At 56.7% G+C, this 24,127-nt stretch carries 17 protein-coding genes and 1 riboswitch; of the genes, 5 read left to right on the top strand and 12 right to left on the bottom strand.

What is annotated here, in order from left to right; all coding sequences use genetic code 11:
- Positions 1 to 217 precede the first annotated feature (217 nt).
- A complete protein-coding gene (locus tag M8T91_RS02820) occupies positions 218 to 793 on the top strand; it encodes a hemerythrin domain-containing protein (protein WP_301416613.1) in 576 nt (191 codons plus the stop codon).
- A 28-nt stretch (positions 794 to 821) separates the two neighbouring features.
- Positions 822 to 1,259, top strand: a complete 438-nt coding sequence (locus M8T91_RS02815; protein WP_301416611.1) for a SpoIIAA family protein — start codon at positions 822 to 824, stop codon at positions 1,257 to 1,259.
- Positions 1,260 to 1,473: 214 nt separating this feature from the next.
- Here the strand turns inward: M8T91_RS02815 and M8T91_RS02810 are convergent, their stop codons facing one another.
- The 6 genes from M8T91_RS02810 to M8T91_RS02785 form a co-directional block, all read right to left on the bottom strand.
- Positions 1,474 to 2,136 carry a helix-turn-helix domain-containing protein gene (locus M8T91_RS02810; RefSeq protein WP_301416609.1) on the bottom strand — a complete coding sequence of 221 codons (663 nt, stop codon included), beginning with the start codon at positions 2,134 to 2,136 and terminating at the stop codon, positions 1,474 to 1,476.
- Positions 2,137 to 2,381: 245 nt separating this feature from the next.
- The gene (gene fnr / locus M8T91_RS02805; RefSeq protein ID WP_301416607.1) at positions 2,382 to 3,113 is read right to left on the bottom strand and encodes a fumarate/nitrate reduction transcriptional regulator Fnr; all 732 of its coding nucleotides are present in this window, start codon (positions 3,111 to 3,113) and stop codon (positions 2,382 to 2,384) included.
- A gap of 69 nt (positions 3,114 to 3,182) precedes the next feature.
- Positions 3,183 to 4,571, bottom strand: coding sequence for an oxygen-independent coproporphyrinogen III oxidase (hemN, locus tag M8T91_RS02800; protein WP_301416605.1), 1,389 nt, complete (start codon positions 4,569 to 4,571; stop codon positions 3,183 to 3,185).
- 114 nt (positions 4,572 to 4,685) lie between these two features.
- The gene (locus M8T91_RS02795; RefSeq protein WP_301416603.1) at positions 4,686 to 5,381 is read right to left on the bottom strand and encodes an OmpW/AlkL family protein; all 696 of its coding nucleotides are present in this window, start codon (positions 5,379 to 5,381) and stop codon (positions 4,686 to 4,688) included.
- A gap of 483 nt (positions 5,382 to 5,864) precedes the next feature.
- The gene (gene mmsB, locus M8T91_RS02790) at positions 5,865 to 6,773 is read right to left on the bottom strand and encodes a 3-hydroxyisobutyrate dehydrogenase (protein WP_301416600.1); all 909 of its coding nucleotides are present in this window, start codon (positions 6,771 to 6,773) and stop codon (positions 5,865 to 5,867) included.
- Positions 6,774 to 6,829: 56 nt separating this feature from the next.
- Positions 6,830 to 7,936: an enoyl-CoA hydratase/isomerase family protein gene (locus M8T91_RS02785; RefSeq protein WP_301416598.1), complete on the bottom strand. Its 1,107-nt coding sequence runs from the start codon at positions 7,934 to 7,936 to the stop codon at positions 6,830 to 6,832.
- 181 nt (positions 7,937 to 8,117) lie between these two features.
- On the opposite strand from M8T91_RS02785, the gene ettA reads away from it, so the two are divergent.
- Complete coding sequence (ettA, locus tag M8T91_RS02780) at positions 8,118 to 9,782, top strand: energy-dependent translational throttle protein EttA (protein ID WP_301416596.1); 1,665 nt, start codon at positions 8,118 to 8,120, stop codon at positions 9,780 to 9,782.
- Positions 9,783 to 9,938: 156 nt separating this feature from the next.
- Here the strand turns inward: ettA and M8T91_RS02775 are convergent, their stop codons facing one another.
- The 4 genes from M8T91_RS02775 to M8T91_RS02760 form a co-directional block, all read right to left on the bottom strand.
- Positions 9,939 to 12,077, bottom strand: a complete 2,139-nt coding sequence (locus M8T91_RS02775) for an ATP-binding cassette domain-containing protein (protein WP_301416594.1) — start codon at positions 12,075 to 12,077, stop codon at positions 9,939 to 9,941.
- Positions 12,067 to 14,808 carry an ATP-binding cassette domain-containing protein gene (locus M8T91_RS02770; protein ID WP_301416592.1) on the bottom strand — a complete coding sequence of 914 codons (2,742 nt, stop codon included), beginning with the start codon at positions 14,806 to 14,808 and terminating at the stop codon, positions 12,067 to 12,069. The genes M8T91_RS02775 and M8T91_RS02770 overlap by 11 nt, the downstream gene beginning before the upstream one ends.
- On the bottom strand, positions 14,805 to 15,905 hold the full coding sequence (locus M8T91_RS02765) for an HlyD family secretion protein (protein WP_301416590.1): 1,101 nt from the start codon (positions 15,903 to 15,905) through the stop codon (positions 14,805 to 14,807). Before M8T91_RS02765 ends, M8T91_RS02770 begins: the two co-directional genes overlap by 4 nt.
- A 655-nt stretch (positions 15,906 to 16,560) precedes the next feature.
- Complete coding sequence (locus M8T91_RS02760; protein WP_301416588.1) at positions 16,561 to 17,262, bottom strand: glutamine amidotransferase-related protein; 702 nt, start codon at positions 17,260 to 17,262, stop codon at positions 16,561 to 16,563.
- Between the two features lie 367 nt (positions 17,263 to 17,629).
- Between M8T91_RS02760 and M8T91_RS02755 the strand changes: the two genes are divergently transcribed.
- Both M8T91_RS02755 and M8T91_RS02750 read left to right on the top strand, forming a co-directional pair.
- A complete protein-coding gene (locus M8T91_RS02755; protein WP_301416586.1) occupies positions 17,630 to 19,231 on the top strand; it encodes an AbgT family transporter in 1,602 nt (533 codons plus the stop codon).
- Positions 19,232 to 20,100: 869 nt separating this feature from the next.
- A complete protein-coding gene (locus M8T91_RS02750; protein WP_301416584.1) occupies positions 20,101 to 21,153 on the top strand; it encodes an AraC family transcriptional regulator in 1,053 nt (350 codons plus the stop codon).
- A 61-nt stretch (positions 21,154 to 21,214) separates the two neighbouring features.
- On the opposite strand, the gene cobO is transcribed toward M8T91_RS02750, so the two are convergent.
- Together cobO and M8T91_RS02740 are read right to left on the bottom strand one after the other, a co-directional pair.
- Positions 21,215 to 21,838 carry a cob(I)yrinic acid a,c-diamide adenosyltransferase gene (gene cobO, locus M8T91_RS02745; RefSeq protein WP_301416581.1) on the bottom strand — a complete coding sequence of 208 codons (624 nt, stop codon included), beginning with the start codon at positions 21,836 to 21,838 and terminating at the stop codon, positions 21,215 to 21,217.
- Positions 21,839 to 22,011: 173 nt separating this feature from the next.
- The gene (locus M8T91_RS02740) at positions 22,012 to 23,826 is read right to left on the bottom strand and encodes a TonB-dependent receptor plug domain-containing protein (protein WP_301416579.1); all 1,815 of its coding nucleotides are present in this window, start codon (positions 23,824 to 23,826) and stop codon (positions 22,012 to 22,014) included.
- Between the two features lie 126 nt (positions 23,827 to 23,952).
- Positions 23,953 to 24,124: riboswitch (cobalamin riboswitch) on the bottom strand.
- Between the last annotated feature and the right edge of the window lie 3 nt (positions 24,125 to 24,127).

Raw genomic sequence — 24,127 nt, 5'->3', positions numbered from 1 at the left:
CGCCGGATGCCAAAAGGGGTATTACCCACGGCTCTCCGGAATCCCCAACCAGGTGCCCAATCGGCAGTTGAGGCGGGACCCCGGGAATCCTGCACAAACCCCTATTTCGCCAAATGCCCCCCGCTTTTCCATTAACTTTCCCTCGCTTGATCCAAATCAACCCAGCTCCATCAGGTCCATCAACAATAGAGCAAGAAACAAATCGCGGAGGTCTGGGATGGACGCCATCTACCGGCAACTGTGTTGTGACCATCAATCTATGCAACAAATGCTCGATAGTTTTGAGCAACTGTTGCAGGATCTTTTCGAACACAGTGACCGGGACCCAAACACCCTTTCATGCATCCTCGACGCGCTGGATTATTTTTCCGTCTACCCGGACCAATACCACCACCCGGTGGAGGATTTGATATTTGCACAGCTGTTACGCAAGCCAATCCACAATCGCAACGTCATCTATCAAGTGCGTAAACAGCACCGGCAGATTGCAACCGCAACCAAACATGTATGCGCACTCTTTTATGCCGTGGCCAATAACGCAATGGTGGAGCGATCAGTGTTGCGAAGTGCCAGCAGTGCCTATATACAACTGCAACGCAATCATATCCACCTGGAAAATACAGCACTGTTTCCCCAGGTTGAGCGGTATCTGGATGCAAAAGACTGGCGCTTGATTCGTATTCGAGCTGAAAATCTTGGCAATCCGTTTTTTGATAGCAGCAGAAAAAAAATGTATGAGACACTGCGCGAGCACCTCACACAGCATCAAACTGCGGCCACTGCGCTTGCCTGATATGTACGCCTGTAAACAAGGGGGAAGGATGAAAATCAAACGCCACGGTATCTCCATCGGAATAGAGCGAATCGATGATGATTTTCTGCTATCTATCAAAGCGGTTGGCCGGCTGACCCACAAGGACTATGAACAAATCATACCCCTGCTGGAATATGCCCTTGAGGGCGTGAAACACCCCCGGGTGAGCATGCTTGTGGATATTCGCGATTTTGAGGGCTGGGGTCTGCATGCCGTGTGGGATGAGTTCAGGCTCGCCCTGAAACACGGTAACGAGTTCTCCCGGATTGCCGTACTCGGGGACGAGGAGTGGCAAGAGATCGCAACAAAAATTGGGGGCTGGTTTTTGAGTGGCGAGGTACGCTACTTTGAGGAAGATCATAAAGCCATGGACTGGCTAACAACAGGGAATACGTCTAACAATAAACAGACTGACAAAACATCGGTTTTCTCCACGCACTCGTGATAAGTAGTGGATTGTGGGGCGTTTACGCCCCTTTTTTTCTTCGAAGCGCCCGCGAAATTACCGGAAAGACTGTGTTTCACTGCCTCGGCGGAAAACCTGTGGCAACCGGCTATTTTGGGACGGGGTCACCCAGTAGACAATTGCGAGTCATCACGCCACTATCCCGGGAGGCACAATACCTACTGTGCCTGTGCAGTCTATTTACAGGCAGCAGTTACGGAGAATTCTCATAACTGCAATGGGTTCCCGCAATCTCACTGAGCCCGACTATATCCAGAATCTGCATGCTTCTGCCATCCACCCGGATCAATTGTTCGCGGTGTAAACGGGAAAAAAGCCGGCTAATCGTTTCTGCAGTCAAGCCCAGGTAATTGGCAATATCAATGCGTGACATGGAGAGTACAAACTGACTGGGCGAATATCCCCGCTGGGCATATCGGCTGGAGATGTTGATCAAAAATGCGGCGAGGCGGGTGTCTGCGGAGCGCCTGCCCAGCAGCATTAATATCTCATTTTCCTGGCGCAGTTCGTCGGAAAACAGGCTGTAAATTTGCTGTTGCAACGCCGGGACCTGCCGGGCCAGCCGCTCCAACTGGACAAACGGCAGCAGGCAGACGCTGCTGTCTTCCAGGGCCTCCGAATAACTGGTGTGGAGCCGCCTGCTGTAGGCATCGAGACCAAGCAGCTCTCCGGGAAAGGCAAAATGGGTTACCTGTATATCGCCATCGACAGCGGTGACTACACACTTAAAACTGCCGGAGCGAATGGCAAAAAGGTTCTGAAAAGAATCTCCGGCGCTGTAGAGCATCTCCCCGGCCCTGACGATCCTCTTCCTGCCGGTAACGCCCTCCAGCCGGTCAATGTCAGCCCGGGACAACCCTGCAGGGAGGCACAAGCGTCTGACCGAACAATTGCTGCAACTTATCGCCTCAGGCGAGACAACCATATCAAAACGACAGATAACCCAACTGTCGCAATTGTACCCCTTTCTCCCGGTAGCGTCGCGGAGAGTCAAACGAACATCCGAAAGGGGGATTTTTATTCTATGGAACAGTCAGTCCCTCAACCTGTGTCATACCGAAGAGCAGGTGAGGGAGAATTTTCTTTATTATATGCAACCGGTCAATGGGACTCCTCATAACTGCAGTGGGTACCTGCCAGTTCACTCAACCCCACCAAATCCACAATCTCCACTGCCCTGCCACTGACCTTGATCAGTTTCTCCCGCTGTAAACGCGAGAACAGCCGGCTTACGGTTTCTGCAGTCAATCCCAGATAATTGGCAATATCGGTACGCGGCATAGACAGGATAAACTTGCTGTGGGAATAGCCGCGGCGGGAATACCGGCTGGAAATATTTATCAGTAGTGCCGCCAGGCGGGTATCTGCCGAGCGCTTGCCAAGCAACATCAAAATGTCATTTTCCTGACGCAGCTCTTCGGAAAAAATCGTGTAAATCTGCTGTTGCAGAGCCTGAACCTGATGGGCGAGAATTTCCAGTTGGGTGAATGGCAACAGGCAGACGCTACTGTCTTCCAGGGCTTCGGCATAACTGGGATGGACCCGGTCACTGTAGGCATCGAGACCGAGCAGTTCTCCAGGCAGAGCAAAATGCGTCACCTGGGTATCGCCATCGGCAGCAATAACTACCGTTTTAAAACTGCCGGAACGAATGGCATACAGATTGGAAAAAGGGTCACCAGCGCGGTACAGCGTCTCCCCGGCTTTAACCAGTTTTTTCCGACGAGTAACCTGCTCAAGCCGATCAATATCGGCTTGAGATAATCCTGCGGGCAGGCATAAACGCCTTACGGAGCAGTTGCTGCAGCTGACCGCCACTGAGGAGTCCATCATACTAACCAGCCGGTAAATCAATTTGCGGCAATTGTAACCGCTAAGCGGGCGACCGTCTCCTGCAGCCAGCTAAAGAACCCGGGAATATTGAGCTTGTGTGGGTTGGTTGTGGAGATAACTATCGAAAGCCGACGCCACATTTCGCACAAACCAGCGCCCCTGCTCAGTGACAACAATCGCCTTGTCGTTCTGGTAAATAAGCCCGTCATCAAACATGGGTTGCAGGCGCTCGAGCTCTTCGTGGAAATACTCCGCAAATGGCGTACCCATACAGCGTTCGACCTCGCCTTTATCCAGGCGCAGACGGCACATGAGCTCACTGATCACCCGTTGACGCAGCCGGTCCTCCTCGCTCAGCAACCAGCCCCGGCAAGCCGCATAGCCCCGCTCACCAATGGCTCGGGCGTATTCTTTCAAGCGGTGCAGGTTTTGCCAGAAGCCGCTGCGACTGTAACTGATTGCCGATGCACCCAGCCCCACAAGGGCATCAGCAGGCATCAAGGTATATCCCTGAAAATTCCGTTGTAACCTGCCTGTATCCGCGGCTATGGCCAGTTCGTCGCCGGAACGGGCAAAGTGATCCATGCCGAGAAATGCATATCCCGCGCGCACCAGGTGCTCCACTGCCGCCAGTTGCATAGCGATTTTTTCCGCGGCAGGGGGAATCAGATCGGTATCGATCAGGCGCTGGGCCTTAAAGCGGTGGGGCAGATGGGCGTAGTGATAGAGCGCGATACGGTCTGGCTGCAACGCCAGCACGCGGTCCAAAGTGCGCTGCAACGTGTCCAGGTTCTGCTGTGGCAGTCCGTAAATCAAATCGTAGGAAATGGAAGCAAATCCCCGCTCGCGCGCTGCTGCAGTCAGGGCACCCACCTGGTCCGCACTGCAGATACGATTGATGGATCGCTGTACCTCGGCATCAAAATCCTGAATACCCAGGCTGAGGCGATTAAACCCCAGTTCCCTCAGGGTATCCAGCGTCTCGGGCTCCAGAGTACGCGGATCGGCTTCAATACTGTATTCAACGCCGTCACCGGGGTTCAGTTCAAAGACCTCTCCCAGCCCTTCCATCAATCGGCGCAAATCCGCATCGTTGAGAAAAGTGGGCGTACCACCACCCAGATGTAGCTGCGTGACCGGTACCCGCGCCACTTTATCGCGGTACCACTGCGCCTCTTGCAAAAGATGGTCGAGGTAGCTGGAGGCGAGCCCATACTGCTGGGTAATCACTTTGTTGCAGGCACAGAAATAACACAGGGAGCGGCAAAAGGGGATATGAACATACAGAGAGAGGCTGCGAATGTCCTGCAGTGCTGCCCAGGGCCTGACCCCATCCAGTGCACTGAACCGATCCGCAGTGGGGTAAGAGGTATAGCGGGGACAGGGCCCGCTGTAGCGGGATAACAGCGCTTCTGAAAGCCCGCCCACATTGGTCTTTATCTCTTGCACCATACTCATCACAATTTTATCCAGTCATTTGCGACAACCCCCGCCACAAACTGAAAGACAACCCCCAGACCCGCTGAAAAAACCGCAGCGGTTGCCCCACCCCCAGGCCCGGGTGTCGCAGCCTTAGAACCGGTAGCCCAGCCCCGCCGTGTATACCAGCGGATCGATATCCACGCTGGCGGTGATATCACCCACCCCCGGCACTGTCACTTTGGCGTCGGTATCGATATCTATCCAGAACACCGCCAAATTGAACAGCCAGCGCTTGTCCGCGCCGAAAGCAAAATCCACGCCTGCTTCCGCGGCCAGGCCAAGAGAGTTGTCCAGGGACAGCTTGGCCTCTTCTGTTGCGCCGAGGCTTGCAAATCTCGCATCCGCAGCGCTGTCAATATCCTCATCAAAGAATGCTGTGTAATTTATGCCGACTCCGAGATAGGGCTGGACGGAAGACCGATGATCCATGGGATACCACTGCAACAGCAGGGTGGGTGGCAGCTGTTTGGTTTCTCCAAGGTCAAAGGTCGCCCCCAGGCCCTCGACCTGAATATCGTGGGTGAACGGCGTTGCGGCCAGCAGTTCCACACCCCAGTGATCGCGGAACACGTAAACGCCTGTCAGGCCCAGGGCGGAACCGTTGTCAACATCCACCCTGGTGCCACCCAACTCGGCACCCGACACTGACAGCGCACTGGAATTGACATCGGGTGCTACCGTGGCGATGCCACTGCGCACAATGATGCTCCCCTCTTCATAGGCAAATGCCGGTACAGCTAGTCCAGCGGTCAACGCAACGGTTGCGCACGCAATGATACGATTCATCAATTTCTCCATAGGGCAATTTGGCATTTTTCCGACTTGGGAAGACCTTTCCAGGCCCGCTCACCAACCGCAGGCAGGTTAACCGTTGACCCCGCCCAGAGGATTGATCCAAATCAAGGGGTTCAAATGCATGACAACAAGATCATCGATCGTGGATGCCCTGTAGAGGAGTCGGGAAAACATAAGGCACAGCCCGGATGTGGCGGGGCGCCGCCAATCGGAAAACCCAGAGGAATCATCCGGCCCGTTTTAAAAACGGGTTGCTCTTGGAGATGACAGTACAGGATACATGGGAGCACTTCAGCTTGTTATGCACCCTGCGGCGGGCCCCACCGGTTGCCAGATGAATACTGCCCGGGGACGTGGCTCAGCCGGCCAAAGGCTCGCGCACACTCTGCGTATCACAGGTGCACAGGCCACCGAACGGCCCTGTCCGGCAGCACTGGCTGAGCAAAGGGCACCGCAGTGACAGGTTAAGCGAGACTATTCGGTCAAAGCGCCTGCCGGACGACGAAACATGTTCTGGATACTGGAGAAATCCAGCTGCTGGTTTTCCGCACTGGCACCGTGCAGCTGGTACAGGTTTTCCGCCAGTGCGCCCATGGGTGTGGACGAAGCACTGCCCGCAGCGGCATCCATGGCCAGGCGCAGATCTTTCAGCATCAGAGCCACACTGAAACCGCCGCAATACCCATTGGCTGCGGGCACATTCTCCATGGCACCGGGGAAGGGATTGTAATGGGCCAGAGACCAGTTATTGCCCGAGCTTTCCCGCATAATCTCCGAGAGCACCCTGGGGTCCAGCCCCTTGTCTACACCCAGTTGCAGCGCTTCGGCAGTACCGGTCATATGCACGGCCAGCAGCAGGTTATTACAGATTTTCGCCACCTGGCCCGCTCCAGCACCACCCGCATGGAAAATCTTGCTGCCCATGGCCTGCAATAGTACTCGCGCCGCATCAATTGTCGCCGTATCGCCACCACACATAAAGCACAGGGTACCCGCTATTGCCGCGGCAGTCCCGCCGGACACAGGAGCATCCAGCGCGCGGATACCGCGCGCACGGGCCGCTTCGTGCACCAGGCAGGCGTCTTCCGCAGAAACCGTCGAGCAATCAATGACCAGGGTATCCCCCTGAAGCTGTTGTAACAGCCCCTGCTCACCGAGATAGAGGCCTTTCACCGCATTGCCACTGGGCAACATGGAAATCACGATACCGGCCCCTTCCAGGGCCTGTTCACTATTCTCACAGGGCAGGCAGCCCTCCCTCTGTGCCTGCGCCAATGCCGTGGGATTTAAGTCGAAAGCCGCCACTTGGTATCCGGCCTTCACCAAATTGGCAGCCATGGGGCCACCCATATTACCCAGACCAAAAAAGGCGATCTTTTGCATAACAAGCACTCCGGATTTTGTTGTTGGTGTCCCAGGCGAAAACGGCCTGATTCGCTCTATAAATCTGTCAGCGGATGCTCGCCGTGCCAGGGGTTGTCAAAGCAGCGCGCCACCTGCTCTGGAGAGATCTCCTCCAGGCTCGCCGGTTGCCACTGCGGCGCGCGGTCCTTGTCGATCAGCAGGGCACGCACCCCTTCTTTGAAGTGGCCACTGGCACAGAGATTGACCGCCAGAGCCAGTTCCATGCGAAAAACATCGGCGAGGGAAAGGTAACGGCTCCGATGCAGCTGTTCCCAGATAATCCAGGGTGTCAGGGGAGACCCCCCCGCGAGGGTGTTGGCGGAGCGCCGCAGCCATTTGTCCACGCCCTGGTAAGAGCGGATTGCCGTACACACCGCTGGCAGACTGGAGAAATCCGTGAGTTGCTGGATCTGGTCATAGTGTTCCCGCAGTACCGATTCCGGTCGCTGCAGCAATGCGAGTTCAAACGTTTTCAGGCAATCACTGACGGTGACATGATTCGCGCCCGCATCCCGGGCAAAGGCCAACGCAGCCAGTGTTTGCAAGACGGTATCGCGCTGCTCCTGCGCAATCATGCGGTCCGCCAGGCCCGCAAACAGGGCATCGGCACCATTAAACTGAGCACCTGTCAGCCCCAAAAACAGCCCGAGGCGGCCGGGCATACGATTCAGGAACCAGCTGCCCCCCACATCGGGAAACAGGCCAATGGTGATTTCAGGCATGGCCATACGGGTGGTTTCAGTGACAATACGGTGACTGGCCCCGGCCGTAATACCGATACCGCCACCCATCACAATGCCGCCGCCCCAAACCACAACCGGCTTGGCATAGGTATGGATTTTGTAGTCGAGACGATACTCGCGGGAGAAAAATTCTGTGGTAAAGCGGCAATCTCTTGTCTCCCCATAGCTCGCCGAATGCTGGTACAGGGTCACCACATCGCCCCCGGCGCACAGGGCCCTGTCGCCACTGCCGTCTATCCACACGACAGCCACTGTATCGTCCCGGGCCCAGGTATCCAACTGGGCACAGAGCCGCTCTATCATCTGCAGGTTCAGTGCATTCAACGCCTTGGGCAGGTTGAGTGTCGCGATCGCCACAGCGCCACGCCGGGAAAACAATACGGGGAAGTCCTGATCCATTGCTGTCTGTCTTAGTGTGCCTGTATTTGATAGCTTCGCAGTTAAGCACAGATCACCGCGAGCGTCAGCCACACGCGAGTACAACCCCCTTCAGCTCGGCACACGCAGTTGCACTTTCCGCGCAAACTGATAAGTTGCGCGCAAATTCTCACCGATTCCAACACACATTACTGGGACCCAGATGGCTGAATACGTTTACACCATGAACCGGGTGGGCAAGGTAGTGCCACCCAAACGCGAGATTCTCAAGGACATCTCCCTGTCCTTTTTTCCCGGTGCCAAGATCGGTGTACTGGGACTCAACGGTGCCGGTAAATCCAGCCTTCTGCGCATTATGGCCGGGGTGGACCAGGACTATCATGGTGAAGCCCGGGCCATGCCCGGCATCAGAGTGGGCTATCTGCCGCAAGAGCCCCAGTTGGACTCCGGCAAAACCGTGCGTGGTAATGTGGAAGACGGCATGCGGGAAGCTATCGATGCCCTAGCCGGCCTCGAACAGGTCTATGCCGATTATGCAGAGCCGGACGCAGACTTTGACACCCTGGCAAAAAAACAGCAGCAGTTGGAGGATATCATCCAGGCCTGGGACGCCCACAACCTGGAGCACCGCCTGGAAGTGGCCGCCGACGCTCTGCGCCTGCCGCCCTGGGACGCGGATATCAGCAACCTGTCCGGCGGTGAAAAGCGCCGTGTGGCCCTGTGTCGCCTGTTGCTATCGCGCCCCGACATGCTGCTGCTCGACGAGCCCACCAACCACTTGGATGCTGAATCCGTGTTCTGGCTGGAGCACTTCCTGCACGACTTTACCGGCACCGTCGTAGCCATCACCCACGACCGCTACTTCCTCGACAATGTGGCTGGCTGGATTCTGGAACTGGACCGCGGCCACGGCATCCCCTGGGAGGGGAACTACACCACCTGGCTGGCCCAAAAAGAACGCCGCCTGGCCCAGGAACAGCGCAGCGAGCAGGCCCGTATGAGGGCTGTGCAGAAAGAGCTGGAGTGGGCCCGTCAGAACCCCAAAGGCCGTCAGTCCAAGAACAAGGCCCGTCTCGCACGCCTGGAGGAGATGCAGTCTCAGGATTTTCAGGCCCGCAACGAGACCAATGAGATCTACATCCCGCCCGGCGAACGCCTCGGCGACAAGGTGATCGAATTCGAAAATGTCAGCAAAGGTTTTGGGGATCGCCTGCTGATCGAAAACCTGTCCCTGTGTATTCCCAATGGCGCCATTGTTGGAATTGTCGGCGGCAACGGTGCCGGCAAGTCCACCCTGTTGCGTATGATCAGTGGCTCAGAGCAACCGGACGCCGGAACAATCCGCATCGGTGAAACCGTCAAGGTCGCCTATGTGGAACAGGGCCGCGAAAGCCTGGACAACAGCAAAACCGTGTGGGAGGCCATCTCCGATGGCCACGATATGCTCAAGATCAACCACTACGAAGTGGGGTCGCGCAACTACGTGGGCCGCTTCAATTTCAAAGGCAGCGATCAGCAAAAACGGGTGGGCGAATTGTCCGGTGGAGAGCGCGGGCGCCTGCACCTGGCCTATACCCTCAAACAGGGCGCCAACGTACTGTTGCTCGATGAACCCTCCAATGACCTGGATATCGAAACCCTGCGGGCTCTGGAAGAAGCCCTGCTCACTTTCCCCGGCTGCGCCCTGGTGATCTCCCACGACCGCTGGTTCCTGGACCGTGTCGCCACCCATATCCTCGCTTACGAGGGCGAGAGCGAGGCCATCTTTTTTGAAGGTAACTACACCGAATACCACGAGGACTTCGTGCAGCGCAAAGGCGAAGATGCCACGCCGCATCGCATGCACTATAAGAAACTGAAGACCTGACAGTAAGAGAGCCCGCAGCATGCGGGCTCTCTTAGAAAAATTGAGATGCCGCAGTCAAACTTCCCTTAAGAGAGGCCAAATTAAAGATCCCCTTGATGAATCAGAACCCTGCTGGCTTTCCTGACTACAAAAAAGCACACTGGCATTCACTGACTACTATGGGTGCGCAATCACAATCAATGTAGTTGCGTACTTTTGTACACAGGCCATAGCCCGGCGCAAATTTTCAGGATCCAGGGCGGCAAAACTTTCGTCCAGCACGACCATTTCCGCATTTTGCAAAAGAGTACGGGCAATAAACAACCGGCTCATCTCCCCGTGTGACAACCGCCAGCCCATCTCGCCCACCGTCTGCAGCATTCCCGCGGGCATTTTCTGCAGTAGTGGGGTAAGGCCGAGTTCGTCGCAAATAGCATAAGCTTTGCGCAGGCTTTGCTGCCGCGGCGGCCACTCGTCGCCCATCAGCAAGTTGAACAGGAAAGAATCGCCAAGTACATGATTTTCATGGAATTGAGGGGCGGAGGCCACCAGCCGCTGCCACTGACCGGGGGCAAGACTGGCGCCATCATACCCATTTAAGAGCAACAGGCCCTCATCCGGTTTCTGCAGGCCGGTAATCACATTGGCAAGGGTGGATTTTCCCGAACCGGAGGCACCCTGCAACAGCAGGCGGTCGCCGGGATAAATGACCAGGCTGCACTCCGTCAGCACCGGCTTTTCTTTTTTGGGGTAACTGAAATTCAGATCACGGAGATAGCACAGAGGTTGGGTTGCAGCCGCACAGGCCGTGCTGCTGGCTGCGACATGCTCCGCACCGGGTGAGGCGCGCTTGAGCGGTGCCTCCAGGGCAAAGAGTTCCCGTACTTTTTCCCAGGCCACCAGGGCACTCAGGGCACCGGTAAAACCATGCAGACACTTGAGCACTGCGCGATAACCGAGCAGCACGCCGCCCAGGGCCACAGCGAGTTGCGCACTGTCGGGGTTGCTGGAGATAAACACAGGCACCAGCCCGACCACCCCCAGCAGAAGCCAGATACGCGGCAAAAGCGCTGCCAGATGCACCATCGTGCCGTCCATCTCCGCAGAGCTCTGCAGGTAGTCACTCAACTCGCGGTCCTCTCCACGATGCCAGTCGGCGGGCCGCTGCTGCGCAAGGCGGGTGCGGTGCCCGAGCATTTTTTCTATCAGGCGGTGGGTCATGGCCAGGCGTCGGGCAGTCCAGCGGCAACGGCGCTGGTACAGGGCCCGACCGAGTAAAAAGGCCACCAATAAAAACGGTAGCAACACCAACAGGTGCAGGGGTCCACCAGCCCCCAGGGCGAGTACAATACAGGCCATCGCGAATTCCACCAGGCCCAGCAGCAGCGAGAAACCGCCCTGGAGGGCGCTGGCCTCAAGGCTTTCCGCGTCGTAAACCCGCCCGAGTACCTGGCCCGAGCCCATATGCCGCACCCTGCCTGTCTCGATACGCAGAGCGCTGGCGAGCAGGCGCTGTTTCAGCAGCGCGCCGGTTTTCACCGATACCAATCCCTGCAGTTGCGCGGTGAGCAGCGACAGGGGGATCTGCGAAACCAGCAGCAGCACCCAGGCCACAAGCCAGCCGGTGTCGATATAGCCACCCAGTAAAGCGCGGCCAATCACCCACCAACTGGCCAAAAACAACACCATTTGCAGTGCATGAAAAACAAGCATCGCGAAAAAACGCCGATCCTGGCCACACTGACGCAGTTGCTGCCAGAATGGCCGGTGCGCGGGCTGGCGTAGCATCCAACACTGCTCAAAATGCAATCCTGCCAGGCTTTCCCGCAGCAGGGCGCCGGCGGCCCTGCTGCGGCGCCGGCCGCCAATGCCGGCACTGTCGAGCAGGTGGTTGATGCGCTGGCGCTGGGGCGCTGCCTGCACACGGGTGAGCTGGATCACCACCCGCCGCGGACACACTTTTTGCACTTTCAGAGTGGGGGTGAGCAGGTGCAGGCGGCGGCGATTGCCGCCGCACAGGACGATAAAATACGCCCTTTCCCCAAAGCGCAGTTGAATCATTGCCGGCGCGGCACGCGCCAGCATCTGTTCCAGCTCACCGTAACTGCAGCCGACTTTCTCTATCTGCAAGTCCAGGGCCTCAGCACCCAGCTGAAGCCGAGTATCGATATTCTCCACTCCCTGTGCGATGGCACTGCAGCTGGGTGCATCGGGGCACAACCCACAGTGCCGGGCCAGGGTGTGCAGGGCCGTATCCAGTTGCGCAATGGGCCAGCACAGGTCGCGCAGACTGTTATCCACAGATTCAGCGCTCACAGACGCTCTCCACAGGCGCATTCGCCGTTCGGGGGGGATCGGCTTCAGCCTGAGGCGACAATTCCGAGACGCGTCCACCCTGCATGCGCAAGTGACGCCAGTCGCTACTTTTCCAGCAGTCCTGCCACAGGTTTTGCTCCGCCAGCAACAATTGGGCATAGCGCGTACCCCTGCGTTTGCACAACGCCGCCGGTGCGCCATCTTCCACTATGCGACCATCCTCCACCACCAGCACGCGATCAAAATGCTGTGTTTCGGCAATATCGTGGGTTATGCAAAGCAACGTGACGTCCTGCCAGGTATGGCGCACACGCCCGAGCAAGCGCTGGCGCTGGTCGCGGTCCAGTCCGCGAAAGGGCTCATCCAGAATGGCACAGCAGGGTGCTTCGCGACCCAGGGCACGGCCGAGACGCACGCGCTGCCCCTCCCCGCCACTGACCAGGGCACCACTCTCTCCCAGGGCACTTTGCAAGCCGTCTGGCAGCGATGCCAGCAGCTTGAGCAAGTCCGCCTGCTCAAGAATCGGATACAGTGGTGCGTCGGCGGCGTTGCCGTAGTGCAGGTTGTCAAGCAGGCTGTTGTTCCACAGTTGAATAGCGGGATCTACCCAGGCACAGTGCAAACGGAAACGGGCCAGCAGTTCCCCTTGCAGCTCGGCACCGTTTAACAGTACACGCCCCCTGGCTGGCTTGTGCCAGCCCAAAAGCAGCCCTGCCAGGCTGGATTTACCCGCACCGGATGCACCCACAACAGCGACATGTTCGCCTGGGCCTATTTCCAGATTGATGCCGTCGAGAATGGCTCTGCCGCTGGCATTGACTCGAACATCCTCGAAGTGAAAATGCGCGGGGCGCTTCGGGTTAAAAGCGGCGACCTTGTCTGTGGTATCCGAACCACTCTGGTCCTCAGCCGCCTGCAGTGGTTCGAGCGCCCTCAGCAAGGTGGTGCGCTGGCGCGGGTACTCGCGGATTCGCACGGCGATATCCTCGCCCAATGGTGGCAGCGCCAGCACCCAGTATATTAACAGCAGTAGATCGGGGTCCGCCCCGCGGCTGTGGATACAGTAAATAACCAGAGTGGCGGCGAGTGCGCAGTTCACAACCAGTTGCAGGGCCTGACTGTTGAGCTGAAAGCGCAGGAGGGTATAACTGGCCCTGATCCACTCGGAAAGCAAGGCTTCATGTTCCCTTCGCACCGATTCCCCAGCGCCATGGGTACGTATCGGCACAATGCCCAGCAATGCATCCATATAGAACCTGGCCAGGGCACCGGTATGGGTCTGCACTCTCATATTGTGATCATTGAGCACCGGCTGAAACAACAGTGGAATCGCCACCTGTATTACCGCCATCAGTAGTACCAGCGGTGCAGCTGAGGGCACGAGCCAGATAATGCCTGCGGCCGTCGCCAGCAGCATAAAGGCATTGAAGAGGATACCGCCCCCCAGCACCGGCAGTTCCCTGAGTGCGGCAATGCGGTGGCTGCGCTCGGCGGTGTCTGAGGTGGGACGACTGTGAAAAAAGTGCTCCGGTATCTGCGGCAGTGCGGAGAGAAAGCGCTTGCGAAAGCGGGTTTCCAGGTGCCGCCCCAGTACCCGCTGCAGTTTGGCGACCGGAAACTGCAATACCATGACGGTGAGTAAAAACCCCAGCAGCAGAGCCACGCCTCCCATACGCTGCATGCCGGTTGCCAGTTCGCTGTGGATATCGATAAGGCCGCGAAACAGCAGAGCCTCGGTCATCAGGCCGAATACCGCGCCGAGCATCGCCAGCGCAATAATTGCCGGCGCGAACAGGCCGTCCTCCCGAAGTAGATTCCACAGCTGCGGCAGGGGACGCACCGGCGCGACTTGCAGCGCCCTGGCCAGGGATCCGGTGTGCGGCTTGGCTGCATCTGTTTTGCGCACGCCCCTCACTCGCAGGATCACAGCACCGCTGAATTCCACTTGTTCCGGGCACATCTGCAGGCTTTCACCCGCCGCACTGCCCGCTGGGCGACAGGGGCGCACACACCAGTACTGCTCTGGCACCAGGGTGTAGGCGCCAGTGGTATCTGCGTTGAATTCCTCGACCAGCTTCTGCAGCATGCCATTGGTTTCCCCACCAGGTCGCAGGGCACCTGCCGACACCAGTGCGGTCAACATGCGTACTGCTGCATCGAGAAACGCCAGGGTGAGCCATTCACCCGACTCCAGGGATCGGCGACATAACGTCGCCCTGTCCGGCCCGGCAACCTTGAGCCGCTGCATACGTTCGCACAGCGGATCAATAAAATCGGCACCACCAGCCCAGTTGCGCCAATCCTTGGGGGACAGGCTAAAAGTGTGGACATGCAGTTCGTCGAGAAAACGGCGCGCGCTGGGCCAGCGCCTGCCGCTGGCGGGGTCCATCAGTTGCACAATGCCCCCATGGTTACGCCAGGCCACCACAAAATGGGTATTGCCGTTTGGCAGGCGCACCACCACCATTCCCGGTAAATAGCCGGGGGCATTCAACAGCAGGTGATCCTTGGGCACCACCATCTGTACGGCATCCAAACCCAGTTCAACAGCAACCCGCTCCAGGGTATTGATGGAGGTACCGTCCACATCAGTCTGGCAGGCATCGCGCAGATGGCCGTAGTGAACGCGGACTCCGAAACCCTCCAACAGGCATTTAAGGGAAGCGGGGCCACAGTCCATATTGGAAGTCTGGATCACTTCAGGCACAAGCCAGCGGGTGTGCCGATTCACGGCGGTGTCTCCGCTGTGGCCTGACTATTCTGAGGTCTCCCGCTAAGGGCGTCCCCCACCCGCTGCAACAGCAACTGGTAGGGGGTTTTCGTGCCTGTGGCGATTTCAACCCTGGCGGGCAGATCGTGTAACAGTGGTAACTGCGGCGGTACCTTTCCCTGCAGCGAAAGTTGCACAAGAATCCGTTCCTGTTGCACCGCACTGGCGACCCGCTCCACCCGGGCCTGCAACTGGCCGTAGCGTGCCCAGGAAAAGCCATCCAGTTTTACCCGGGCATGTTGACCCGGCCGGATATGGCCGAGCGCCTGAGCCGGCGGGAAGTACGCCTGTATGCCAATACCACCTTCTGCCTGGATAGTGGCAACCTGTTGTCCGGCAGCCAGAACTTCACCCTCGCGAATATCCGCCAGGGATGCGAGGCTGCCGGCGATCGGCGCGCGCAGCTGTTGCTCGCCAGCGGCCAGAGTGCTCTGGCGCATGCGGGTTTCCACTTCAACCAGTTTGCGCTGGATGTCGGCACTGCGCTGTTTCAGCTCACTCACAACCAGTTGATACTCATTGGCAATTTGCTCGCGGCGATCCTCCGCTGCACGGATGTCGGCCTCTGCCGCAAGTGATTGCATCGCCAACTGCTGGTACGTGCGCTTGGCTACAAGATAATCCAGTTCCGAACTCTGCTGCTTTTGCAAAAGCTGCTCGTAACGCTCCGCCACCTCGGCCTGGATCTGCTGGTTGCTCACCTGCAACTGGTGCTGCCCCCGCAGGAGTTTAAGCTGGTCGACAAGGGCTTTATCCTCCTCCGCAAATTTTTTATCCAGCAAACTTTGATCCCGCTCAATAGCGGAGAGTTGTTCAGTGAGTCTCTGCGAAACCCTGGCGTCCCCGTCCAGTTCCAGATCCAGGGCCGAAGTATCCAGTTGTACCAGCAGGTCACCAATTTTCAGGGTATCGCCGAGAGAAGCGGTAATGGCAACAACCCGACCGGCTCTTTGTGTGCTCACTTGTACCGTGTTTTGTGCCTGCTCGAGCCTCGCCGCATCACTGACACTGTAAGTGGTAATGTCCTTGCTGAAAAACCAGATCGCCCAAGCTACCATCAAGAGTATCCCGCAGGTGGACACCAGGGCTAAAGAGTGGATCGTTTCGGAGGCGATGGAGCGGGTCGTGTGAACAAAAGGTGTGGGCAATGCGATTTATCCAATTGGTACCAATTAAGGCGTGTGCAAGTGATGATAGGTTGTTATTCTATGCACAGCCTCAGGCTGTGTACTGCGCAGCCAAATCTAAATCCCCCCTGCTTCATAGTCAAATCCAGGTTAATCTATTGGCAACAAGGGCCGCTGTGCTGCGTTGACTTTCTCACAGGCCCCACTCCCGACTCGCCCTGCTCCTGCATTGGCAATGAGAGAAACCCACAGCATTGACTGTTAACTCTGTCGATGGCAGCTTGTTTTATTTCCACAAATCGGAAATGCGCTAAATCCGGCAAAATGGGCAGACACAAGGCCAATTTATCTCTGTCACCGTACAATAACACTTTGTCATTTTAATAAACGGATCCAATTAAAAAAGTCGTAGTCTCTATCGCCGTATCGGGCCCTGATCACTACTGTAGTATGCAACTTAACATTGAGTACAAGTGCTGGCTGCTGGGGTTTGAACAGAGAGAGCAAAGCGTCGAGAATCCCTGTGGAAAGTGAGAGTCAACGCAGAGAGACGGGCGGGTAAACCCACCCCACAGGAAGGCAATATTTATCTGCGTAAAAATTCCAACATCCATTTGGCAACGACATTTTCATGGATATCGTTTTGCAGGGAGATCTGACCCTTTTCGACCAATGCCTCACCAAAGGCCTCGCGTCGCAATTCCATCAGGCTGTGGGAATAGGGTTTGCTAAATTCCGGATGGGCCTGGAAGCTGAGCATATGATCATCCACCTGCAGCATCGCCATCGGGCAGAATTCACTCGAAGCCAATACCCGGCCGCCTGGAGGCAAGGTTTCCACCTGGTCCTGGTGGGTCACCAGTAAGCTGAATTTAGCCATGGGTTCGGACATCCACGAGGGCGTCTCCTGCATCTCATAGGTATGCACCCCCAATCCCCACCCTTTATCTGATTTACAGGTTTTGCCTCCCAGCGCCTGAGCGATCAGCTGGTGGCCAAAACAAATACCGATCGTGGGCTTCTTGGCTTCATGTAATTTGCGCACAAAGTCCATCAGAGGGGAAATCCAGTCTTTGTGATCATAGACACCAGCCTTGCTTCCGGTTATCAGATAAGCATCCACCTCATCTATTCGATCCGGGTAGTGGCCGTGCTGAACTTCATAGGTAGAAAACGCCAGCGCCGGGTCTTGACTGCGCAGCAGATCGGCGAACATTTCCGGATACTCACCAAACTCGTCCACCAGCTCCTTGCGCACATCGTCGGTCTTTAACACTCCAATCTTCATTATTTCACCGCTGAGTTGACTGCTGAGTGTTGGGATTATGGCATATCCGGGCATGCGGGGTCGTGCCAGTGATCCTCTTGGGCCCTAGGCACACACGCACCTGAAACCGGGACTCCCGGCACCGTTAGCCGACCCGCAGGCATCACTCAGGCGTCATATCCCCTACCCTCGATACTTTCCCGGAAGGCAGCCCGGGACTGTATTTCTCCCGAATGACCAGCCGGCAGCACCTCTACTCCGGCATTCTTACCCGAAAGACTTTTGTGTATGATCGCGAACTTAGAACATTTTTCAGCCAATTATTGGGCTGCCGGACGGCTCGGAAGCCATTAGAGCCCGCATGCAATACAACGATTGAGGACAAACAATGACCACAACGACCTCTCCAAGTGATCGGCAGGATAGCCCTGCGGGGCGCAAAACGCCCTTTACCCGCTTTCTGGATGCCGTGGAATGGCTTGGCAACCTCCTGCCCCACCCCATCACCCTGTTTGCCCTCTTCGCTATAGGCGTGATACTGATAAGCGGCGTGGCCGCCTATTTCGGGCTGTCTGTGGCAGACCCGCGGCCGGTTGGGGCGGCGGGCCGCGACCCCGATGGTGTCATTGAAGTCTTTAACCTGATGAGCGGCGAAGGCCTCAGGATAATCGTGACCAGCCTGGTGCAAAACTTCACCGGTTTTGCCCCTTTGGGCACGGTACTGGTTGCCCTGCTGGGCGTGGGTATTGCCGAGCGCTCCGGTCTGCTCAGCGCTGCTGTGCGCGGGCTGGTACTGCAGGCATCCAAGCGCACTGTGACGGTTATTGTGGTGTTTGCCGGCATCCTCTCCAATACCGCATCCGAACTCGGCTACGTGGTACTGATTCCATTGGCGGCGATGATTTTCCACTCCCTGGGGCGCCACCCGCTCGCCGGGCTGGCGGCCGCTTTTGCCGGTGTTTCCGGCGGCTATAGCGCCAACCTGCTATTGGGCACCGTAGACCCGTTGCTATCGGGTATCACCGAAACCGCGGCCCATATCATAGACCCCTCCTACACGGTGGGCCCGGAAGTGAACTGGTACTTTATGTTTGTGAGCACCTTCCTGATTACCGCCATAGGCAGCTGGGTGACCATGGCAATCGTGGAGCCCAAACTCGGCAAGTACGATCCCGGGGAAGCCTCTGTGGATTTGAGCCAGGACAAACTGGGAACCCTCACCGATGCCGAGAAGCGCGGCTTGAAATACGCCGGCCTTGCCGTTCTGGTCGTATCTGCCTTGTTTGTACTCTCCGTGGCGCCTTCCTGGGGCGTGCTGCGCAACCCGGAAACCGGCGCGGTAGCCGGCTCTCCCTTTCTTAAGGGTATCGTGTCACTCATCCTGGTATTCTTCGCCGTCCCGGGCTTTGTGTACGGTAAAACGGTCGGCACTATGCAGAATGACCGTGATGTAATCGACGCCATGGCCAAAAGCATGAACAGCATGGGCATGTATATTGTACTGGTGTTCTTCGCCGCACAGTTTGTCGCTTTCTTCAAAGTGACCAATCTGGGCACTATTTTCGCAGTGCTGGGTGCGGACGCTCTGCAAAACATCGGCCTGACCGGGCCATTGCTGTTCCTGTTCTTTATCATGATGTGCGGCTTTGTAAACCTGATGCTGGGCAGTGCTTCGGCGCAGTGGGCGGTGACCGCGCCAATTTTTGTACCCATGTTGATGCTCCTGGGTTACGCGCCGGAAGTGATCCAGGCGGCTTACCGCATTGGCGACTCGGTAACCAATATCATCACGCCGATGATGAGCTATTTTGGTCTGATCATCACCTTTGCTGCCCGCTATAAGAAAGACTTGGGTATGGGTACCCTGATCGCCACAATGATTCCCTATTCCATCTTCTTTTTTGTGGGATGGACCGTTCTTTTCTACCTCTGGGTGTTTGTTTTCGGCCTGCCGGTTGGCCCAGGTGCAGCCACCTACTACGCCAGCTAAGTTAAACCCTAGCAAAGCCCGCACCAGCGGGCTTTTTTATTTCACAGGCCTGCATTCACACCCATGCCTTGATACATCACCTGCAGCTGGCGAGTACCCTTAAAATACAAGCATGCTGCGCAATTTCACCGGAATCATAAAAGCCGTATACCGGCAGCACCTGCAGGACAGGGTTTTCCAGGTGGCCGGATTGAGCGAGCCCCACGAACTTACCCCAATCGGATACTGCTGGAGGAGGCCATCCGCGCCGGAATTTGCTCAGGAGAAATCCACTGGCAGGCAAAAGCGGTAAAAAACTTATATTCCTAAATACACAGAGGCCTTAAAACAAAAAAAAAATAACAATGAAATTTAGAAACAATATTCCTTAGAGAATGTTTATAGGGGTATTTTTTTTCATTAGGCGACACTCGTGTATTCCCGATGAGATTTATAGCCTTCAAAAACGTGGAATAAAACAAGTAATATAGTTTCCTGTAAAAAACGTTTAGCGGAGATGGATACGCGGATTATCGCCACTGGCAAAATCTGCCCTGACCTAGCGATCATTATTTTCCGCTCAGGACGAGCATCTTGGTTGCACCCTGACTTGCCCTCATCTCGATGAGAAAAAGAAAGATAGCTATTGCACTCCTTCGCCGGCATAGCGGGGTATCAAAACAGCGCAGGCCTTTGACGGCGAGACTGTCCCAAAACCAGTCACAGTATTGCCAATAGCGACAATTGTTGAATACAACACCGCAATACTCTGGTTGTCAAAAGTCACTGGGCACCGCAAAAACCTGATCGATTCCGCCTGAACACATTCTTCTCATCAGAAAGAATCGGCGACTTTGGTTTTGCGGATGACACACAGGACTCACAGGAAATTGACTCAACAAATAAGAACGACGCTGCTGACAGGCTTCTGCGATCTGGTCAACCGGCTGCACCACAACCCGGAGACACTGTTGACCAGTTCCGGCATCAATCCGCACCAGGTCTCCCGCCAGGCAGGGTACCTCCCCCTGAGTTCAGTCACCACACTACTGCAGAAGACGGCACAACAACTGGACTGTGCTGACTTTGGCCTGCGCCTGGCACACAGCCAGGGAGTGGCCGCACTGTCCTTCCTGAGTCCAGCAGTATTGCAGTCTTTGACTTTGGCGGAATTCCTGAAAGTCACTGTAGATCTGTTGGGCAAGCCACCCCACAGCCTGCGCCTGGCCCTACAGAACAAAGACGACGGGGCCTGTTTCAGCTTTCTCTGCCTGGAGGACCTGCAAGGGTTGACACCGGTGGGAACGCCGTCAGCTCCCGAGCAGTGCCGGGAATTTCTGATGGGCGTTTGCCTGGTTGCCATGCAAACCTTGTGTGGTGATCACTTTCACCTGGAAGCCGTGCATTTGAAAACTCGGCAGCCTCTGCACGGGCGGTACAAAGACTATTTCAAGGCGCCGGTGCATTTTGGCAGTGACAGCGACCGATTCGTACTCAACAGTAACACGCTGCTATTGCCGATAGAGAAATGCAGTACGGACCTGCGCGCACTGTTCAAAGCCCATATCGATGACTTGCTCCAGCAGGGTGAGACAGATCTGCTGGGTCAGGTTGAGCAATTGATTGACTACCTGATGCCACTGAAACGCTGCAGCCTGCAGGAAGTGGCCAACCAGCTGGGTTTGCACAAGCGCACACTGCAGCGCAGGCTGCGTAATCGTGGGCTGGTATTTGAGGATGTATTGGATCGCATACGCCGGGAGCGTGCGCAATATTATTTAAGTGGCAAACAGCCACCCATGTCGCAAATATCCAATATGTTGGGTTACCGTGAGCAGAGCTCTTTCAACCGTGCCTGCGCCCGTTGGTTCAAGACAACGCCAATGCGGGTAAGGCGCAGGTTGCTCGCTGATGCAGCAGCCAGGGCTGTGGCGACCGAATAAGAAGACCACCTGCCACCGCGTGGGCAATCAGGCCAGGCATGTGCAGCGCATCCCGGCTCACTCACCATTCAATACCCTTGCGAGCGGCGAGCCCACTGTCAAATGCATGCTTGTCTGCACGCATCTCGCTGACAGTATCGGCAATCTCCCTGAGGTATTGTTTGGCGCCCCGTCCGGTGATGATCACTGTTTGCTCCCTGGGGCGCTGGGTGATGGCCTGCAGTACCTCCCCCCTGTCCAGCCAGTGATAATTCAGGGCGTAAGTCAATTCATCCAACACCACCAAATAGACATGCTTGTCGCGCAGTGCCACCAGCGCTTTTTCCCAAAGTGCCTGCGCAGCGGTTTTATCTGCCTCGAAATCCTGGGTTTCCCAAGTGAAGTCTGTTCCCATCTGGTACCACTGCAAGGGGCAGAGGTCCTCAGGCAAACGCTGCAGTAAATTCTTTTCCCCGCACTCCCAGGCTCCCTTGATAAACTGCGCCACCACGGTAGGGTAGCCATAGCCCAGCGCACGGGTGACCGTACCCATCGCCGCCGTGGTTTTCCCCTTGCCGTCACCGGTATAGAGAATGACGATACCCCGCGTTTCCAGTGCTTGGGAAACCGCTGCATCGACAATTTTTTTGCGACTCTGCATTCGCTGCCTGTAACGCTCGCGGTTACTGTTTGATTCGGCACACATTGGGAAATCCGCTCGCTATTTACTGGAAAGTGGACTCTGCATCTCAACAGCCACGCAGACTAGGGCATCGGTCACAGGGGAAAAATCCAACTGAGCCCGATAAGGTGCCGGCACGCCTGGTGGTTGGCAATGGCGCCTTATCGGTTATTTTGAAACAGCTGGTACAGAACCCGTTACAGACTGATCTGCACACCCGCATAGACAGCCGCACCGGTAGTATAGTAACCGGCGACCTCGCGATAGCGGCGGTCCAGCAGGTTTTCCCCGCGCAGGCTGATACGCAGATTGGGAGATAGGCGATACACCGCATTCAGGTCCAGCTTGCTGTAGTCTTCCAGGCCCTTTTGGGTGAAACCATCGATGCGGCCCTCCACCCGCTGCCAGTTGACGTTCAGGGTCAGCTTGTCACTGAACCACTGCTGGCTGAAGCCAACATTGCAGACGCGCCGGGGAACACCGCCCCGCTGGGCACCAGTGGTATCCTCTGTATCCAACCAGGTACCGGTGAGGTACCATGCGAGCTTGTTGTTCAGGTCACCGCCAAGAGACAACTCCAGCCCCTCGGATTTACTCTCGCCATCATCCTGGTCATAACGCCAGAAAACAGAATCATAGAAAATGGCATCGGTGATTTCCTGCTCGAAATAGGTCACCTCCACCTGCAGTAATTGTGCCCAGCGGTATTCCAGCCCCAATTCATAGCCCTGGCTGGTTTCAGGACCCAGGGCCTCATTGGTACTGAACTCATACGGGCTGGGCGCGCGATAGCCGGTGCCAAAGCTCGCGCGGTATTTGAGCTGCTGCGCATCGCCGAGGGAAACCGGCAGAGCGGCGGTTACACGCCAGCTGTTGTGATCCTCTGTCTCCAGGCTGTCCCGGCGATACCCCAGTGTGTAGAATACCGTTTCAGCGAAATCACTGTGCCACTCGGTAAACCAACCAGTGCTTTCCAGCACTTCATCCCCGTAAGTGACCCCGACGGATCCGGTAAAATAATTCAGCTGCTCGTATTCTCCGCCCCATAGCAGTTTTCCGCCGGCAAGACGGTTACTGCCGACGTAATTCACCTCGCGAATTTCGCCATTTGTAAAAAAAGGCAGTGCCTCTGGACTGATGCCCTCTTTGCGGTCGATCTCCTGTTGCGACAGGGTGAGCTTATGGTTCCAGGAGGCCGCCTGGTACTGGCCGTTTACGCCGACGATTTCCTGGTCAAACTGGCTCAGACAGTCGTCAGAGGGAGGGAATCCGCAATTATCATATTCCGTTTCCGCATCAGTCCTGCGGTACTGCCCTTCCAGAGAAAGACGCTCACTGAATTGATAGCCGAGACGCACCCGGGTGGTGAGAGTATCGTAACCATCCTCCTCACCGGAGAAATCCGATTCGCGCGCATTAAAGCCACCGGTGGAAAAATCCAGCACATCCAGATCGAAGGACCAGGCATCATGACTGCCACCCAAGCTGACGCCGGTATTGCGTGTGCCGTAGCGCCCGGCTTCTATCGATGCCGTCGCACTCAGCGGTGCAGCGGCCTTCCTGCTGATAATATTGATCACACCACCTGCGCCGGCGCCGTAAAGCATGCCCTGGGGACCGCGCAACACTTCGATCCGGTCTATATCGCTGGCCAGCAGGTGTTGCAGCTGGGCACTCACTTGCACACCGGTAGGATCGGCAATATTCACCCCATCGAGCAGTACCAGGGTGCGGAAACTGCTCTCACCGCGCAGAAACAGCGAGCTGACCTTGCCGGCGCCACCACTATTGGTGGCGGCTACGCCCGGCAAAGTGCGAAGAACATCCATCAGGCTGGAATAGCCGAGCCGTTCGATATCCTCCGCATCCAGGACCGACACGGAAGCGCCCAGCTGGCTTTTGGGCACATCCAGGCGGCTGGCGGTCACATGGATCTCTTCCAGGCCTTTGGCAACGGACATTAGCGGTTGAGCCGCAGCAAACACTGCAGCAGCCATCAAGGTTTTTTTCATTGTGGTTCCCCAATCTCGAAAAGAAAGACGGATTGAGGGAGGGTGCGTGTAATCGGTGTGCAACCCGGGCGGGCACACTGACCAGACAAAGCCCTCCGCTTTATCCTCAAGACCGGATGCGCAGCATCCGGGCGCTCGCAGAGGGCCGGTATCGGGCTTGTCGGCTTTTCCTGAAGAACGCACCGACTGACCGTTGCGGGGGCAGCGCCGGACTCTGTAACAGTGCACATCACCGGACTTCCCGTTTAACCCAGCCAAGTGCGATTCACTGCTGGGCACCCAAAGCGGCGGCAAGTATAGC

The sequence above is a fragment of the Microbulbifer sp. MI-G genome (assembly GCF_030440425.1).
In the GTDB taxonomy this organism is placed as follows: Bacteria; Pseudomonadota; Gammaproteobacteria; order Pseudomonadales; family Cellvibrionaceae; genus Microbulbifer; species Microbulbifer spongiae.
Note: the sequence above shows the minus strand (reverse complement) of the source record. Positions and strands in the feature narration are given on the sequence as shown.